At 75.8% G+C, this 14260-nt stretch carries 13 protein-coding genes and 1 pseudogene; 8 read left to right on the top strand and 6 right to left on the bottom strand.

What is annotated here, in order from left to right:
- Window positions 1–84 precede the first annotated feature (84 nt).
- The gene (locus ACI2LW_RS04730) at window positions 85–672 is read left to right on the top strand and encodes a hypothetical protein (RefSeq protein ID WP_404729681.1); all 588 of its coding nucleotides are present in this window, start codon (window positions 85–87) and stop codon (window positions 670–672) included.
- 127 nt (window positions 673–799) lie between these two features.
- On the opposite strand, the gene ACI2LW_RS04725 is transcribed toward ACI2LW_RS04730, so the two are convergent.
- Genes ACI2LW_RS04725 through ACI2LW_RS04715 form a run of 3 tightly spaced genes read right to left on the bottom strand, consistent with a single transcriptional unit; the run spans window position 800 to window position 3698 of the window.
- A complete protein-coding gene (locus ACI2LW_RS04725) occupies window positions 800–1447 on the bottom strand; it encodes a lactate utilization protein C (RefSeq protein ID WP_404729680.1) in 648 nt (215 codons plus the stop codon).
- Complete coding sequence (locus ACI2LW_RS04720) at window positions 1444–2946, bottom strand: lactate utilization protein B (RefSeq protein ID WP_404729679.1); 1503 nt, start codon at window positions 2944–2946, stop codon at window positions 1444–1446. The genes ACI2LW_RS04725 and ACI2LW_RS04720 overlap by 4 nt, the downstream gene beginning before the upstream one ends.
- Complete coding sequence (locus ACI2LW_RS04715) at window positions 2943–3698, bottom strand: (Fe-S)-binding protein (protein ID WP_404729678.1); 756 nt, start codon at window positions 3696–3698, stop codon at window positions 2943–2945. Before ACI2LW_RS04715 ends, ACI2LW_RS04720 begins: the two co-directional genes overlap by 4 nt.
- 77 nt (window positions 3699–3775) lie before the next feature.
- On the opposite strand from ACI2LW_RS04715, the pseudogene ACI2LW_RS04710 reads away from it, so the two are divergent.
- From ACI2LW_RS04710 to ACI2LW_RS04690, 5 genes and pseudogenes are all read left to right on the top strand, one after another.
- Window positions 3776–3982 (top strand): annotated as a pseudogene (locus ACI2LW_RS04710) (LacI family transcriptional regulator); the annotation flags it as partial.
- A gap of 93 nt (window positions 3983–4075) precedes the next feature.
- Window positions 4076–5377, top strand: a complete 1302-nt coding sequence (locus ACI2LW_RS04705; RefSeq protein WP_404729677.1) for an alpha/beta fold hydrolase — start codon at window positions 4076–4078, stop codon at window positions 5375–5377.
- A 186-nt stretch (window positions 5378–5563) separates the two neighbouring features.
- Window positions 5564–6307, top strand: coding sequence for a PIG-L deacetylase family protein (locus tag ACI2LW_RS04700; RefSeq protein WP_404729676.1), 744 nt, complete (start codon window positions 5564–5566; stop codon window positions 6305–6307).
- Window positions 6308–6351: 44 nt separating this feature from the next.
- On the top strand, window positions 6352–7260 hold the full coding sequence (sigJ, locus tag ACI2LW_RS04695; protein WP_404729675.1) for an RNA polymerase sigma factor SigJ: 909 nt from the start codon (window positions 6352–6354) through the stop codon (window positions 7258–7260).
- Between the two features lie 131 nt (window positions 7261–7391).
- Window positions 7392–8300, top strand: coding sequence for a pentapeptide repeat-containing protein (locus ACI2LW_RS04690; protein ID WP_404729674.1), 909 nt, complete (start codon window positions 7392–7394; stop codon window positions 8298–8300).
- Window positions 8301–8492: 192 nt separating this feature from the next.
- Here the strand turns inward: ACI2LW_RS04690 and ACI2LW_RS04685 are convergent, their stop codons facing one another.
- Complete coding sequence (locus ACI2LW_RS04685; RefSeq protein WP_404729954.1) at window positions 8493–10070, bottom strand: cytochrome P450; 1578 nt, start codon at window positions 10068–10070, stop codon at window positions 8493–8495.
- A 97-nt stretch (window positions 10071–10167) separates the two neighbouring features.
- Here ACI2LW_RS04685 and ACI2LW_RS04680 point away from each other — a divergent pair, with 97 nt between their 5' ends.
- Window positions 10168–10782 carry a TetR/AcrR family transcriptional regulator gene (locus tag ACI2LW_RS04680; protein WP_404729673.1) on the top strand — a complete coding sequence of 205 codons (615 nt, stop codon included), beginning with the start codon at window positions 10168–10170 and terminating at the stop codon, window positions 10780–10782.
- A 90-nt stretch (window positions 10783–10872) separates the two neighbouring features.
- Complete coding sequence (locus ACI2LW_RS04675; RefSeq protein ID WP_404729672.1) at window positions 10873–11616, top strand: DUF2470 domain-containing protein; 744 nt, start codon at window positions 10873–10875, stop codon at window positions 11614–11616.
- On the opposite strand, the gene ACI2LW_RS04670 is transcribed toward ACI2LW_RS04675, so the two are convergent.
- Window positions 11584–12792, bottom strand: a complete 1209-nt coding sequence (locus tag ACI2LW_RS04670) for a lactonase family protein (RefSeq protein ID WP_404729671.1) — start codon at window positions 12790–12792, stop codon at window positions 11584–11586. The two genes, ACI2LW_RS04675 and ACI2LW_RS04670, sit on opposite strands and share 33 nt — an antisense overlap.
- Before the next feature lie 352 nt (window positions 12793–13144).
- Window positions 13145–14239: a hypothetical protein gene (locus ACI2LW_RS04665; protein ID WP_404729670.1), complete on the bottom strand. Its 1095-nt coding sequence runs from the start codon at window positions 14237–14239 to the stop codon at window positions 13145–13147.
- Window positions 14240–14260: the final 21 nt, after the last annotated feature.

Below are 14260 nucleotides of genomic sequence, written 5' to 3'. Positions count from 1 at the left end.
TCGCCCGGGCTCCCGCCGGGCCCCCGTCAGGCCAGCGCCCGGGCGCCGGGTCGCGTTGTCGGTGGTGGCCGCTACGGTGCGGTCATGGGTGTCTATCTGGTCGATGTCGGTGCGCAGGCGTGGTCCGACGACAGCGAGGACGGGCGCGGAGCGCTGGCCGCCGCGCTGAACGAGGAGCTGGGCCGTCGCGGTCTGCCGCCGCTTGCCCCGCCGCCCGAGGAGACGCGCCTCGTACGCGGTGCAGGGCAGTCCTTCGAGGAGAAGCTGGTGCCCCCGATGGACGGGTTCGCCGCCCTGTGCACGGCCCATCTGTCCCCTCAGGAGAGCGAGACGCTGAGCGGCTGGTCGCTGCTGGTCCCCCTCCCGCTGGAGGAGGAGATCCGGCTGCCCGTGCCCGACGCCTACGCCGACGAGACGGTGGTCGCCGGCGCACCGCGGGTGCTGGCGCTCGCCCGGCGGCTGGCGGCCCTGCTGGAGCTGCCGCCCGAGGTGCCGTCGGCGTGCGACAACCTCGACCTGACGATGTGGTTCCTGGACGGCGCCGCCGAGCAGGTGGCCGCCGCCCGGCCGGGCCCGTGGAGCGAGGATCTGGACGCCGCGTTCTACGTCGCCCTGTACCTGCGCGCGGCCGAGCACTGCATACGCCGCGGCGCCCCGATCGCCTTCTGCTGACCCGGCCGCCCGCCCGCACCCGCCGACGGCCGGCGGACCGCCCCCGTCCACCGGCGCACCGTCCCCAGAACCGGGGACACCGAGCGCCCGGCGGCGCACCGTCCGGCCGCGGCCGGCGGCGGGCCCCTCAGCCGTCGGTGAGGAGCACCACCTCCAACGTGCGCGGTCCGTGGACGCCCTCCACGCGGTTCAGCTCGATGTCGCTGGTCGCGGAGGGGCCGGAGATCCAGGTCAGCGGGCGGGCCGGGTCCAGGCGGGCGAGGGCCTGCGGGATGGAGGAGACGACCTGCTCCGGGACCCGCACGACGCAGATGTGGTGGTCCGGGACGAGTGTGATGCGGCGGCGGCTCTGGTCGGGGGAGCCGTCCAGGACGATCGTGCCCGTCTCGGCGATCGCGACCGCGCAGCCGGTCACCACGCTGCCGACGCGGTCCAGCTCCCGCGCGGTGCTCACGGCACGGTCGTGGACGCGGACCGGATCGGCGGCCGACAGCCAGGCGGGCGGCAGCCCCGGCGGTACGAGCACCTGCTCCGACCCGCGTTCGGCGAGCAGCCGCATCATCAGGTACGGCAGCTCCTCGGCGTCCGCGCGGTGCACCACCGCCCGGTAGTCCGCCAGGTTCGCGGCCAGCAGCTCCACCGTCTCCCCGGCGTCGCGCTCGCCGTGCTGCCGCAGATAGTCGCGTGCCACGGCCCGCTCGTACGGGGCGTCGTCCCGGGGCACGTCCGCCAGCGCGCGCCGTACCCGGCCCAGAATGCGGTCCCTGCTGCTCACTTCGCGGCCCCCTCGCCGTCGTTCCCGCCCCGGGTGCGCTCCCGCCGGGTGCGCTGCCACCAGTCGCGGAACGGCTCCGCGGGCACGGGCGGCAGGTCGCGGGTGCCCGTCCAGGCCCGCCCGGGACCCGGCAGGGTGCGCGGATGCAGCCGGCGGGTGCGCGACGCCAGCCGCTGGCCGCCGCGCAGGGCGCCCGGGTGGGTGAAGGCCCAGCGGGCCGCGCGCATCGCCGCCCGCTCGGCGGCGTGTCCCTTCGCCGGCCGCAGCACCACCCTGTTGCCGCCGCGGGTGGCCGCGCCGCCCTGCACGACGCGTTCGCGCAGATGCACCAGCACCTCGGGGATGTCGATCGCCACCGGGCACGCCTCGTAGCAGGCCCCGCACAGCGACGAGGCGTACGGCAGGGAGGCGTCGATCTCGCTTGCCGTGCCGCGCAGTTGGGGACTGAGGATGGCGCCGATCGGGCCCGGGTAGACCGAACCGTAGGCGTGTCCGCCGGCCCGCTCGTACACCGGGCAGACGTTGAGGCAGGCCGAGCAGCGGATGCAGCGCAGGGCCTGCCGGCCGACCTCGTCGGCGAGGGTGTCGGTGCGGCCGTTGTCCAGCAGCACCAGATGGAAGGCGCTCGGCCCGTCGCCGTCCGTGGTGCCGGTCCACATCGAGGTGTAGGGGTTCATGCGCTCGGCCGTGGAGGAGCGGGGCAGCGTCTGCAGGAACACCTCCAGGTCCTGCCAGGTGGGCACGATCTTCTCGATGCCGACGACCGAGATCAGCGTCTCCGGCAGGGTCAGGCACATCCGCCCGTTGCCCTCGGACTCCACGACCACCAGCGTGCCGGTCTCGGCGACCACGAAGTTGGCGCCGGAGACGCCGACCTTGGCGCGCAGGAACTTCTCCCGCAGGTGCAGCCGGGCCGCCTCGGCGAGTTCGGCGGGCGTGTCGGTCAGCCCCTCCGGGGCCGGGCGGCCCCACCGCCCCATCTCGGAACGGAAGATGTCCCGGATCTCCCCGCGGTTGCGGTGGATCGCCGGCACCAGGATGTGGGACGGCCGGTCCCGGCCCAACTGCACGATCAGCTCGGCGAGATCGGTCTCGTAGGCGCGGATGCCCTCCGCCTCGAGCGCCTCGTTCAGACCGATCTCCTGGGTGGCCATCGACTTGACCTTGACGACCTCCGTCTCGCCCGTCTCCCTCACGAGACCGGCGACGATCCGGTTGGCCTCGGCCGCGTCCACCGCCCAGTGCACGGTGCCGCCGGCCGCCGTGACCGCCTCCTCCACCTGGACCAGATAGCGGTCCAGGTGCCGCAGGGTGTGGTCCTTGATCTGCCGGCCCGCCTCCCGCAGCGCCGCCCAGTCGGACACCTCGGCCACCGCGCGGGCCCGCTTGTCCCGGATGGTGTGCGTGGCGTGGCGCAGATTGCCGCGCAGGGTCGGGTCGGCGACCGCCGCGCGCGCCGCGGCCGGGAACGCGGGCATGCCCACGAACGTAGCGCTCATACGGCAGGCTCCTCCTGTGTGCTCGCCAGGATCTCCGCGATGTGCACCGGCCGCATCCCCGCGTCCAGCCGGCTCATGGTCCCACCGAGGTGCATGAGGCAGGAGTTGTCGGCCGCGCACAGCACCTCGGCGCCGGTGGACCGGGCGTTGCGCACCTTGTCGGCGCCCATCGCCGCCGAGACGTCGGGGTTCTTCACCGCGAAGGTCCCGCCGAAACCGCAGCACTCGTCGGCGCCGGGCAGCTCCACCAGCTCCAGGCCCCGGACCGCCCGCAGCAGCCGCTCCGGCCGGTCCCCGAGGCCGAGGGCGCGCAGCCCGTGGCAGGTGGGGTGGTACGTCACCCGGTGCGGGTAGTACGCCCCCACGTCCGTCACCCCCAGCACGTCCACCAGGAACTCGGTCAGCTCGTACGTCCGGGGCACCACCGGCGCGAGCACGCGCTCCAGGCCGTCGCCGCGGCCCTCGGCCCGCGCCCGCGCGCCCATCCGCGGATACAGCTCCCGCACCATCGCCGCGCAGGACCCGGACGGCGTCACCACCGCCTCGTAGCCCCGGAAGACCTCGGCGAAGCGCCGGGCGAGCGGCTCGGCCTCGTGCCGGTAGCCGGTGTTGTAGTGCGCCTGCCCGCAGCACGTCTGGCCCAGGGGGAAGTCGACGTCCACGCCCAGCCGGGTCAGCAGCTTGACCACGGCTCGCCCGGTGTCCGGATAGAGCGTGTCGTTGACACAGGTCAGGAACAGTGCGACACGCATCGCGGCTCCTCGGTGTCGATCATCGGACAAGTGAAGCGTAGTCAGGTGAGCCGGGACTCGGCCCCCGCCGGCGGCGGTCCGTCGACGACGTGGCGTGCGCGGCCCTCGCGGTACGGCACCTGGTGGACGCCGGGCACCGCTCGATCGCGTACGTCGGCGGCCCGCGCGGCCCGAACCAGGTCCGGGACCGCCGCACCGGGGAGCCCGGCGCCCCCGACGGGGCCGGTCCCGGCCCGGACGCGCCGCGCGAACCGCCGCCCGTCCGCCGGGCCCGCGACGGCGGATTCGGCGGAATTTCATGATCCCAGGGGTCGGACGGCGCAGGTTCGTGTGCTCAACTGGGACGCGGCCGTAAAACCTCCGTCCCGGGAGCTTCCTTGTCCGTCAGCTACCGCCAGCCCGGCGTCGTCCTCACCGACCGCTCCTTCACCGTGCCGCTCGACCACGACGACCCGGCGGGGGAGAGCATCGAGCTCTACGCCCGGGAGGCCGTCGCCAGTGACAAGGCGGGCCAGGACCTGCCGTGGCTGGTCTACCTCCAGGGCGGCCCCGGCTTCGGGGCGAACCGTTTCATCGGACGGCAGGCCTGGCTCGGCCGGGCCCTCGAGGACTACCGGGTGCTGCTGCTCGACCAGCGCGGCACCGGCCACTCCACGCCCGCCAACCGGCAGACGCTGCCGCTGCGCGGCGGCCCCGCCGCACAGGCCGAGTACCTCGCGCACTTCCGCGCGGACTCCATCGTCCGCGACTGCGAGGCCATCCGCCCGCACGTCACCGGTGGCGCCCCGTGGACCGTCCTCGGCCAGAGCTTCGGCGGGTTCTGCACGGTGAACTACCTCTCCACCCACCCCGAGGGGCTGTCCGCCGCCCTGCTCACCGGCGGGCTCCCCGCCCTCGACGCCCACGCCGACGACGTCTACCGGGCCGCCTACCCGCGCATCGAGCGCAAGGTCGCCGCCCACTACGCCCGCTACCCCCAGGACGTCGACCGCGCCCGCCGTATCGCCGACCACCTCCTCACCCACGACGTGGTCCTCCCCGGCGGCTACCGCCTGACCGTCGAGGCGTTCCAGTCGCTCGGCATCATGCTGGGCAGCGGCGACGGCAGCCACCGCCTGCACTTCCTGCTCGAGCACGCCTTCGTCCGCACCCCCGCCGGGCACGAGCTGTCCGACGCCTTCCAGGAGGAGGTCCAGGGCCTGCTGTCGTACGCGGGACACCCCCTGTACGCCCTCCTGCACGAGCCGGTCTACGGCCAGGACGACCGCCCCACGGCCTGGTCCGCGGAACGCGTCCGGGCCGAGTTCCCGCAGTTCGACGCCGCCAAGGCGCTGGCCGGTGACGGGCCGCTGCTGTTCACCGGCGAGTCGGTGCACCCCTGGATGTTCGACTGCGACCCCGCGCTGCGCCCGCTGCGCGAGACCGCCGAACTGCTCGCCGCCCGCACCGGCTGGCCCCGCCTCTACGACCGGGCCCGCCTCGCCGCCAACGAGGTCCCGGTGGCCGCGGCCGTCTACCACGACGACATGTACGTCGACACCGCGCACGCCCTCGACACCGCCCGCGCCGTCCGGGGCCTGCGCACCTGGGTCACCGACGAGTTCGAGCACGACGGCCTCCGGGCCGGCGGCCCCCGCGTCCTCGACCGCCTGCTCGCCCTGGTGCGCGACGAGGCGTAGACGTCTGCGGCCCGGCAGTGCGGCGTGGCGCCCGGCGGTGCGGCGTGGCGCCCGGCGGTGCGGTGCGACCCGGCGGGGCGGAGTGGCCCGGCCGTGCGGTGCCGCCCGGCGGTGCGGTGCGGGTGGGGCGGCCGAATCGTCGCGGTCGCGGGCGGTGGCGTCGGCACGGGCGGCTAGTCTGCGGGCATGACCGAGCCGACGATCAAGCCGCTTGAGCCCATGCCCGACGACTGGCGCCGCGCGCTCGCCGTGGTGGCGCACCCGGACGACCTCGAGTACGGCTGCTCGGCCGCGGTGGCCGCCTGGACCGACGCCGGCCGCGAGATCGTCTACGTCCTCGCCACCCGCGGCGAGGCGGGCATCGACACCCTGGACCCGGCCGTCTGCGGCCCGCTGCGGGAACGGGAGCAGCGGGCGAGCGCCGCCGTCGTCGGGGTGAGCGAGGTCGAGTTCCTCGACCACCGCGACGGTGTGATCGAGTACGGCACCGCCCTGCGCCGTGACATCGCGGCGGCCATCCGCCGCCACCGTCCCGAACTGGTCATCACCCTCAACCACCGGGACACCTGGGGCGGCGTCGCGTGGAACACCCCGGACCACGTGGCCGTGGGCCGGGCCACCCTGGACGCGGCGACGGACGCGGGCAACCGCTGGATCTTCCCGGAGCTGACCGAGCGGGGGCTCGAGCCGTGGGACGGGGTGCGCTGGGTCGCCGTCGCGGGTTCGCCCGCGCCCACCCACGCCGTGGACGCCGGGCCGGGGCTGGAGCGGGCGGTGCGCTCCCTGCTGGAACACCGCACCTACATCGAGGCGTTGACCGAGCAGGACCCCGAGGCGTACGCGCGCGCCTTCCTGACGTCGAGCACCGCGGCGGCGGGCGAGCGGTTCGGCGGGAAGCCGGCCGTGCCGTTCGAACTGTTCCCCCGATGACGGCGGCGGGCACCCGGGAGCACCGGGAAGGACAGGGAGTACCGATGGAAGCCACGGACGGCCGGGATCTCCTGGCGCGCCGCTTCGAGGAGCACCGCGGGCAGTTGCGGGCGGTGGCCTACCGGATGCTCGGCTCGCTGGCCGAGGCCGAGGACGCCGTCCAGGAGACCTGGCTCAAGCTCAGCCGCACGGACGCCGGCGCCATCCAGAACCTGGGCGCCTGGCTCACCACGGTGACCGGCCGGGTCTGTCTGGACCTGCTGCGGGCGCGCGGCTCGCGCCGCGAGGAGCCGCTGGACGACACCTTCGTCCCCGACCCCGTGATCCGGCCGCTGACCCGGATCGACCCCGAGCAGGAGGTGCTGGAGGCCGACTCGGTGGGGCTCGCCCTGCTGGTCGTGCTGGAGACGCTGGAGCCGGACGAGCGGCTGGCGTTCGTGCTGCACGACCTGTTCGCGGTGCCCTTCGACGACATCGCCCCGATCGTGGAGCGCACCCCGGCCGCCACCCGGCAGCTCGCCAGCCGCGCGCGGCGCCGGGTGCAGGGCGCCACCCCGTCGCAGGAGGCGGACCTCGGCCGGCAGAAGCAGGTCCTGGAGGCCTTCCTGGCCGCCTCGCGCGCCGGTGACTTCGAGGCGCTGGTCGCCGTCCTCCACCCGGACGTCGTGCTGCGCGTCGACTCCGGCACGCTGGTCCGGGGCGGCGCGGCCTCCAAGGTGGTGCACGGGGCGAGGACGGTGGCCGCGCAGGCGCTCACCTTCGCGCAGTACGCCGGCTCCGCCCGGCTGGTGCTGGTCAACGGCGCGATCGGGGTGGCCAACGCGCCGCAGGGACGCCCGCTGTCGGTCATGGGCGTCACCGTCGCGGACGGCAGGATCACCCGGATGTACATCCTGGCCGACCCGGAGCGGCTCGAACGCCTCGGCGTGGCAGCCGCCGCGGGGGAAGCCTGACGTCCGCCGGGACCGCCCGGCGGCCCAGCGCGCGGGGCCGCCGCACGGTCCCGGCCGGCACGTCCCGGCCCGCCCGCCCGCTGGTCCGGCCGCGTCCGGGCCGGTCCGTGCGGGTCAGTAGGGTGGACGGCATGCCTGATCAGGAAGCCGCCGAGCCGGCCGTCGACACCTCCGGGCTGCGCGGTGACTGCGCGCGCTGCTTCGGGCTGTGCTGCGTCGCCCTGCCGTTCGCCGCGTCCGCGGACTTCGCCCTGGACAAGCCCGCGGGGAAGGCGTGCCCGAACCTGGGGGACGACCACCGGTGCGGTATCCACGCGCGGCTCAGGCAGCGGGGCTTCACCGGCTGCACGGTCTACGACTGCTTCGGCGCCGGGCAGAAGGTCTCCCAGGTCACCTTCGGCGGACGGGACTGGCGCACCGCCTCCGCCGGGGACGCCCGCGGCATGTTCGAGGCGTTTCCGGTCGTACGCCAACTGCACGAGCTGCTCTGGTACCTCACCGAGGCGCTCACCCTGCCCGCCGCCCGCCCGGTGCACGCCGGGCTGCGCGAGGCCCTGGAGCGGACCGAGCGGCTCACCCTCCTCCCGCCCGCGGAACTCGCCGCGCTGGACGTCGCCTCGCACCGCCAGGAGGTCAACGTACTGCTGCTGCGCACCAGCGAACTGGTCCGCGCGGAGGCCCTCGGCCAGGAGGGCGGGAGGCCCGGCAAGGAGGCCGGGGGCGGCAAGGGCGGCAGGAGCCGCAAGGGCGGCCGGCGGGACCGGCGCGGCGCGGACCTGGTGGGCGCCCGGCTCAGGGGCGCCGACCTCCGCGGGTCCACCCTGCGCGGGGCCCTGCTGATAGCGGCCGATCTGACGGGCGCCGATCTGCGCGGCGCGGACCTGATAGGCGCCGACCTGCGCGACGCCGACCTCACCGACGCCGATCTGACCGGCGCCTTCTTCCTCACCCAGCCGCAGCTCGAGGCGGCCCGGGGCAGCTCCGGCACCCGGCTGCCCCGATCGGTCACACACCCGGCGCACTGGACCACCCCGGCCTGATCCCCGCCCGCTCCCCACCGCCCGGCGCGCCACCCGGCCCCGGACGAGGTGTCCGGTCCGGCTCCGGCCCCGGGACACTGCCCGGCCACCGCCAGGGCCCGCATCGACCCCGGGGGCCTGCGTCGACCTGGACCCGGACCCGGCTCACGTGCGGCACCCGGCCCTCCGCCGTGCCGCGGTCTCGGCCCCGCCTCAGCCCTCCGCATCCGTCCCGGCCCCGGCCTCACAGCCGGTGGCGCCGGCCCCTGACCCCGCCCCTGCCTGCCGGCCGGCCGTGGCTCGCGCGGCGGGGGCGGGGGCCGGGGCGGAGGAGGCCGGGGCGGGGCGGCGGTCGAGCCGTAGTCTCAGGCCCTCGGGCATCAGGGTGAGCCGTTCGGTGACCTTCAGGCGGTAGCCGGGGTCGGCGCGCAGTTCGTAGCGGCGCAGCAGCAGGCCGAGGACCAGGGTCGCCTCGTGCAGCGCGAACTGCCGGCCGATGCACGCCCGGGCCCCGGTTCCGAACGGCTTGAAGACGTGCGGGGGACGGGCCCGCACCGCCCGCGGCTCGAACCGGTCGGGGTCGAAGCGCTCCGCGTCCGCGCCCCACACCTCGGGGTCGCGGTGCAGCATGGGCGTGAGCACCAGCGCCCACGCGCCCCGCCGCATCGGGTGCTCCCCGGCGAGCACCGTGTCCCGCCGGGCCTCGCGGGCGAAGGCGGGCGCGGTCGGCCACAGCCGCAGCGACTCGTCCAGCACCCGGCGCACGTACCGCAGCCGGGCGACCTGCTCGTATCCGGGGGCGGGCGCGTCGCCCCACACCCGGTCCACCTCGGCACGGGCGCGGGCGGCGACGTCGGGGTGCCGGGCGAGGTGGTGCAGCGCGAAGGACAGCGCTCCGGACGTCGTCTCGTGGCCCGCCACCAGGAAGGTGATCACCTGGCGGCGCACGTTCTCCGCGGACAGCCGTTCGCCCGTCTCCGGGTGGGCCACCTCCAGCATCCGGTCGAGCAGGTCGCCCTCGCCGCCCCCGCCGCCGCGGCCGGCCCCGCGGCGGGCGTCGACGAGGTCGTCCACCGTGCGGTTGAGGCGGGCGATGTCGGCGGCGTTGCGCCGGCTCGCGCCGCGCAGCAGGTACGGGGCGAGCGGCGCGGGCACCGTGTTCAGGCGCTGGGCGTAGGTGAGGGTGCCGACCATGGCGGTGACGAAGGGGTGCGGGCGGGCCCGCTCGAAGGAGCCGAAGTCGTGGCCGAAGCCGGTGCGCGCGATCGTCTCCAGGGTCAGCCGGGTCATGTCGCCGGGCACGTCCACCGCGCGTCCCGCGGCCTGCGCGCGGTCCCAGTGGCCGACGAGCCGTGCGGCCACGTCCAGCATCATCACGTGGTAGCCCGCCATGGCCTCGCGGCTGAAGCCCGGAGCCAGCACGTCGTGCGCGAGCTGCCAGTTGGGCTCGTGGTTGTACGCGGTGAACAGCCCGTCCCCGGCGACCGGCCTGAGGTTGGCGACGCCGAGTCCCACGTGCTTGGCGAAACGGGTCTCGTCGGCGAGGTCGGCGGCCGGCCGCGCGCCCCAGACGAACACGAACTCCTTGCCGAACGCCTTCCGGCGGAAGACGGGGCCGAGTTCCCGGGCGTGGCGCATCGAGTCCTGCAGCGGAGTACGGGGGCGGGCGCCGAGCACGTCGCCGAGGAAGGGGAGGCGGTGCCGCGGATGGGGGATGCGGTGCAGTTCCGGCCAGCCCTGCTCCGCGTCGCGGAAGCCCTTCGGCAGCCCGGCCGTCGTCGTCTGCGCCATGAGGCGATCTCCCATACCCGCAGCGTGTTGTACGTGGGTTCAACAACGCGCCTCAGTGTGATCCGGTTGCTGAGCGCACGTCAAGTAGAGTGCGGGCATGGCCGCGAACCCGGGGGAGCAGCGCACCCGCCGCCGCCTCAGCACCGGCGAGCGCAGGGAGCAGCTGCTGTCGGTCGGGGCCCGGCTGTTCTCCGAGAGTCCCTACGACGACGTGTGGATCGAACAGGTCGCGGAGCGGGCGGGAGTCTCCCGGGGGCTGCTCTACCACTACTTCCCGACCAAGCGTGACTTCTTCGCCGCGGTGGTGGAACGCGAGAGCGAGCGGATGCTGCGGATGACCGCGGCGGTGCCCGGAGTGCCGGTGCGCGAGCAGCTGGCGGCGGCCCTGGACACGTACCTGGAGTACGTCGAGACCCACGCGCACGGCTACCGCGCCTTCCACCGCGCCGACGCGGCGGGCGACCAGGCCGTGCGCCGGGTCTACCGGCGGGCCCTGGCCGCCCAGGAGCGGCAGATCCTCGCGGCCCTCGCCGAGGACCCCGAGTTCGGCCCCCTGACGGCCGGCCGCCGCCCCGACCTGGAACTGGCCGTCCGCGGCTGGCTGGCGTTCACCACCGCGGTCTGCCTGGAGTGGCTGCGCGCGGGCAGGCCGGCCCGCGAGCAGGTCCGTGACCTGTGCGCCCGGGCGCTGCTCGGCGTGCTCGCCCCCTGAGGCGGCGCCCGTCCCGTGGAGGGGGGCGGTTGGCGTGCGCCCCGATCTTCGATAGGTTAGGCAAGCCTTACCTAATGAGGAGGTTCGGGGATGGATGACAGCGACACCTTCGGCGGCACCGGGACGGCGGCGCCGAGCGCGGCACAGCGCGCCCGCTCGGTGCTCGCCACCGCGTGGTCCTGCGCGGTGACCGCGGCCGGCGCACGGGAGGAGTACGCCGGTGCGCACACCGTCACCGAGGACGGGCGGATCCTGCTGCGCGCGCCCGACGACAGCGCCCTGACCACCGCGGCGCTGTGCGCGCCGCGCGGCGAGCCGTCCGCCGTGCTGGAGTTCGCCGACGTCGCACCCGTCCCGGTGCGCCACCGGATCCGGGCGCGGCTGTGGCTCGCCGGGTGGTTCGTCCCCGAGGACGGTGGGGACGGGCACCTGGCGCTCCGCCCCACGCGCATCGTGCTGCGCGAGGCGACCGGCGCGGTCACGGTGCCCCCCGCCGAGTTCGCCGCCGCCACGCCCGACCCGCTGGCCGGGGCGGAGGCGCGCCTGCTCACCCACCTGGCCGACGTCCACCCCGACGCGGTGCAGCGTCTCACCCGGCTTGTCGCGCCCGGCAGCCTGCACGGAGCGGTGCGGGTACGCCCGCTCGCCGTCGACCGGCACGGGCTGACGCTCCGCATCGAACGGGCCCGCACCCATGGCGACGTGCGCCTGCCCTTCCACGCGCCCGCCGACGACGTCGGCCTCCTCACCGAGCGGGTGCACGTCCTGCTCGCCCGGGCGAGCGCCCCCTGTGCGCGCGCCCTACAGCGGCAGCGCGCAGACGGCGACCGGTGAGGCGAACGGCCCGCCCGCCGGCCGCAGTGCCCCGCTCGCCCGGTCCACGTGGAAGACCGTGACCGTGCCGGACTTCTGGTTGGCGGCGAACAGCAGGGTGCCGTCCGGCGAGAAGGCGATCTGCCGGGGGAAGTCGCCCCCGACGGCAACCGTGTCCAGCAGCCGGAGCCGGGCGCCGTCCGCCTCGACCGCGAAGCGGGCCAGGCTGTTGTGCCCCCGGTTGGCGAGGTAGGCGAACCTGCCGTCGGACGTCACCAGGATCTGGGCAGGATAGTTGGTGCCGCCGCCCGAGCCGGTGGGCTGCGGCGCGCCGACGGTGAGCCGGCCGGTCGCGGGCTCGTAGGCGCAGACGGCCACCGTGTCGTCGACCTCGTTGGCGAGATAGGCGTACCGGCCCCCGGGGTGGAAGGTCAGGTGGCGCGGACCGGCCCCGGGACGCGTCCGCGCCCGGGAGACCTCGCCGAGCCGGCCCCGGCGGGTGTCCAGCCGGTAGGTGTGGACGGTGTCGGTGCCCAGGTCCACGGCGAGGACATGGCCGCCGTCCGGGCTGGTGACGACCTGGTGGGCGTGCGGCCCCTGCTGTCCCGGCCCCGGCGGGCCGGTGTGCGTGACGAGGCCGGTGCGCTCGCCGAGCGCGCCCGAGCCCTCGATCGGGTGCACGGACACGCTGCCGGACTGGTAGTTCGCGGTCAGCAACCAGCGCCCGGAGGGGTGCACGGACAGATGGCACGGGCCCGCCCCGCCGGTGCCGCGGGTCCCCAGCACCTTGCGGTCGGCCGTCCGTACGGCGGTCACGGCCCCCCGCGCGCTCTCGTCGACCGCGTACAGGGTGCGGCCGTCCGGGTGCACGGCGAGATACGACGGGTCGGCGACGCCGGTGAGGGTGCCCCGCCCGGTGACGGTGCCCGCCACCGGGTCGTACTCGGCCAGGCCGATGCCCTCGCCGCCGCCCTCGACGGAGGTGTAGGTGCCTATGTACAGCGGGCGGGGGCCGGACGGCGCGCGCGCCGCGTCCCGCGTGCTCGCACCGGCCTCGGGAGCCCGCGGCGCGGTGTCCGGCGCGGACTCGCGCCGGCACGCCCCGAGCGCCGGGACCGCCGCCGGTACGGCGGCCGCCGCCACCGCCCCGACGAAGCGGCGCCTGCTCCAGCCCTCCCGGGGACCTCGCTTGTCCATGCCCGCACCTCAGGTAGTCCGCCGTCACGGTCGTGACCGCCACCTTGACCCGGACCGCCCTCCCGGGGCAACAACGGACGACCTTGGCGTGGCAACGACGGACGACCTGCGTGACGACACGACCTGCACGTGACGACACGACCTGCACGTGACGACAAGGGACGGCCTTCGCGTGGCAACGACGGACGCCCCTCCCGGGCGACAGGCGACAACGGACCATCTTTCCCGGGCAACACGGTTGCGCTCACCGCGAGGCCGGGGACCGCGACCGCGACACCGACGGCGCGGACCGCGGCGCCTGCCGCGCCTCGCCGTCGAGCGGTGCCTCTCCGCCGCCCGGGCCCGGTGCCGCCTACCAGTCCCCGTCCTCCACCGGCTTGCCCGGCGCGTCCTTGAGGGGCCGCACCTGGTGCGCCGACGGGGCCTGCCACGGCTCGTGGTCCTCGCCGAGCCAGTCACCGACCGGCTTGACCCCGGAGAGCGTGCCGGAGGGGTCCAGGTCCTCGGCGTCCTGGTCGTAGTAGTCGAACCAGGGCAGACCCGCCCGGGTGTACGCGGCGCGGTCCACCGGCGACGGCGGAGGAGCCTCCCCGGTGATGCGGCGCCACTCCGGCGGCGTCACCAGGTGCACGAAGACGCGTCCGGCGGGCTTGCCGGCCCAGTCGCGCAGCGGCCGGTCGTCCCGGTACACCTCCTGGCGCATGGAGCCGCCCACGCCGAGCCCCATGGCCGCGGCGGCCCGGGGACGGGCCGCCGGCGCGCCGGGCGCGGGGGGCGGCGCGCCGAAGGCGGCGGGTGCGGGGGGCGGCGCGCCGTAGCCGCCGGGCGCCGCACCCGGCGCGGGCGGCGCCGCCAGGGGGAAGCCGGTGCCGCCGGCCGGGCGGGCCGCCGCCTGCCGCCGCAGCCGCTCCTCCTCCCGCCACCGGGCGAGCGCCGCGTCGTTCAGCGGGAACGTCTGCAGCTGTACGCCGCCCCACACCTCCTCGCCGGTGACCTGAGCCTCGACCGTCGCGCCGAGGCCGAGCGGCACGGCCACGAACTGGCGGACGGTGCCCTTGCCGGAGTTGATCCCGTCCAGCCAGGGCTGGCGCGGCAGCACCACGTAGTTCTGCGGCTTGCGCCGCAGGCGGTCGCTCCAGGGCCGGCCCGAGACCGCGCACACCTTGCCCACCCCGACCTGCAGGGCGGCCGGCTCGGTGGTGCCCGCGAAGCTCAGCCACATGGCCTCCCGCAGATACACCGGCAGCATCACCCCGCCGCGGGCCCGCCACTGCTCGGGCACCGTGTCCGCGTAGTCCGCCACGCGCCGTACGGGGAACTCGCCCAGCCCCGGCGGCAGCGGATGGGTGCCCGACTCCGGCAGCCGCAGGGTGCGCACGAACCGCACCGCCACCCCGCCCGGCAGCCGCAGAGTGTTCCCGTCGATCCGCACCGTGGTGTCCGTCATGCGCACGTCCCCCTCCGTCGT

The sequence above is a fragment of the Streptomyces sp. NPDC004065 genome (assembly GCF_044903565.1).
Classification (GTDB): Bacteria; Actinomycetota; Actinomycetes; order Streptomycetales; family Streptomycetaceae; genus Streptomyces.
This window is presented reverse-complemented; position numbering and strand designations above follow the sequence as displayed.

Bases quoted from the DNA above. Each gene is read 5' to 3' on its own strand.
- ACI2LW_RS04690 (WP_404729674.1), top strand. From the start codon at position 7,392: ATGCCTGATCAGGAAGCCGCCGAGCCGGCCGTCGACACCTCCGGGCTG.
- ACI2LW_RS04715 (WP_404729678.1), bottom strand. From the start codon at position 3,698: ATGCGTGTCGCACTGTTCCTGACCTGTGTCAACGACACGCTCTATCCG.
- ACI2LW_RS04700 (WP_404729676.1), top strand. From the start codon at position 5,564: ATGACCGAGCCGACGATCAAGCCGCTTGAGCCCATGCCCGACGACTGG.
- ACI2LW_RS04670 (WP_404729671.1), bottom strand. From the start codon at position 12,792: ATGGACAAGCGAGGTCCCCGGGAGGGCTGGAGCAGGCGCCGCTTCGTC.
- ACI2LW_RS04730 (WP_404729681.1), top strand. From the start codon at position 85: ATGGGTGTCTATCTGGTCGATGTCGGTGCGCAGGCGTGGTCCGACGAC.
- sigJ (WP_404729675.1), top strand. From the start codon at position 6,352: ATGGAAGCCACGGACGGCCGGGATCTCCTGGCGCGCCGCTTCGAGGAG.
- ACI2LW_RS04680 (WP_404729673.1), top strand. From the start codon at position 10,168: ATGGCCGCGAACCCGGGGGAGCAGCGCACCCGCCGCCGCCTCAGCACC.
- ACI2LW_RS04720 (WP_404729679.1), bottom strand. From the start codon at position 2,946: ATGAGCGCTACGTTCGTGGGCATGCCCGCGTTCCCGGCCGCGGCGCGC.
- ACI2LW_RS04665 (WP_404729670.1), bottom strand. From the start codon at position 14,239: ATGACGGACACCACGGTGCGGATCGACGGGAACACTCTGCGGCTGCCG.
- ACI2LW_RS04675 (WP_404729672.1), top strand. From the start codon at position 10,873: ATGGATGACAGCGACACCTTCGGCGGCACCGGGACGGCGGCGCCGAGC.
- ACI2LW_RS04685 (WP_404729954.1), bottom strand. From the start codon at position 10,070: ATGGCGCAGACGACGACGGCCGGGCTGCCGAAGGGCTTCCGCGACGCG.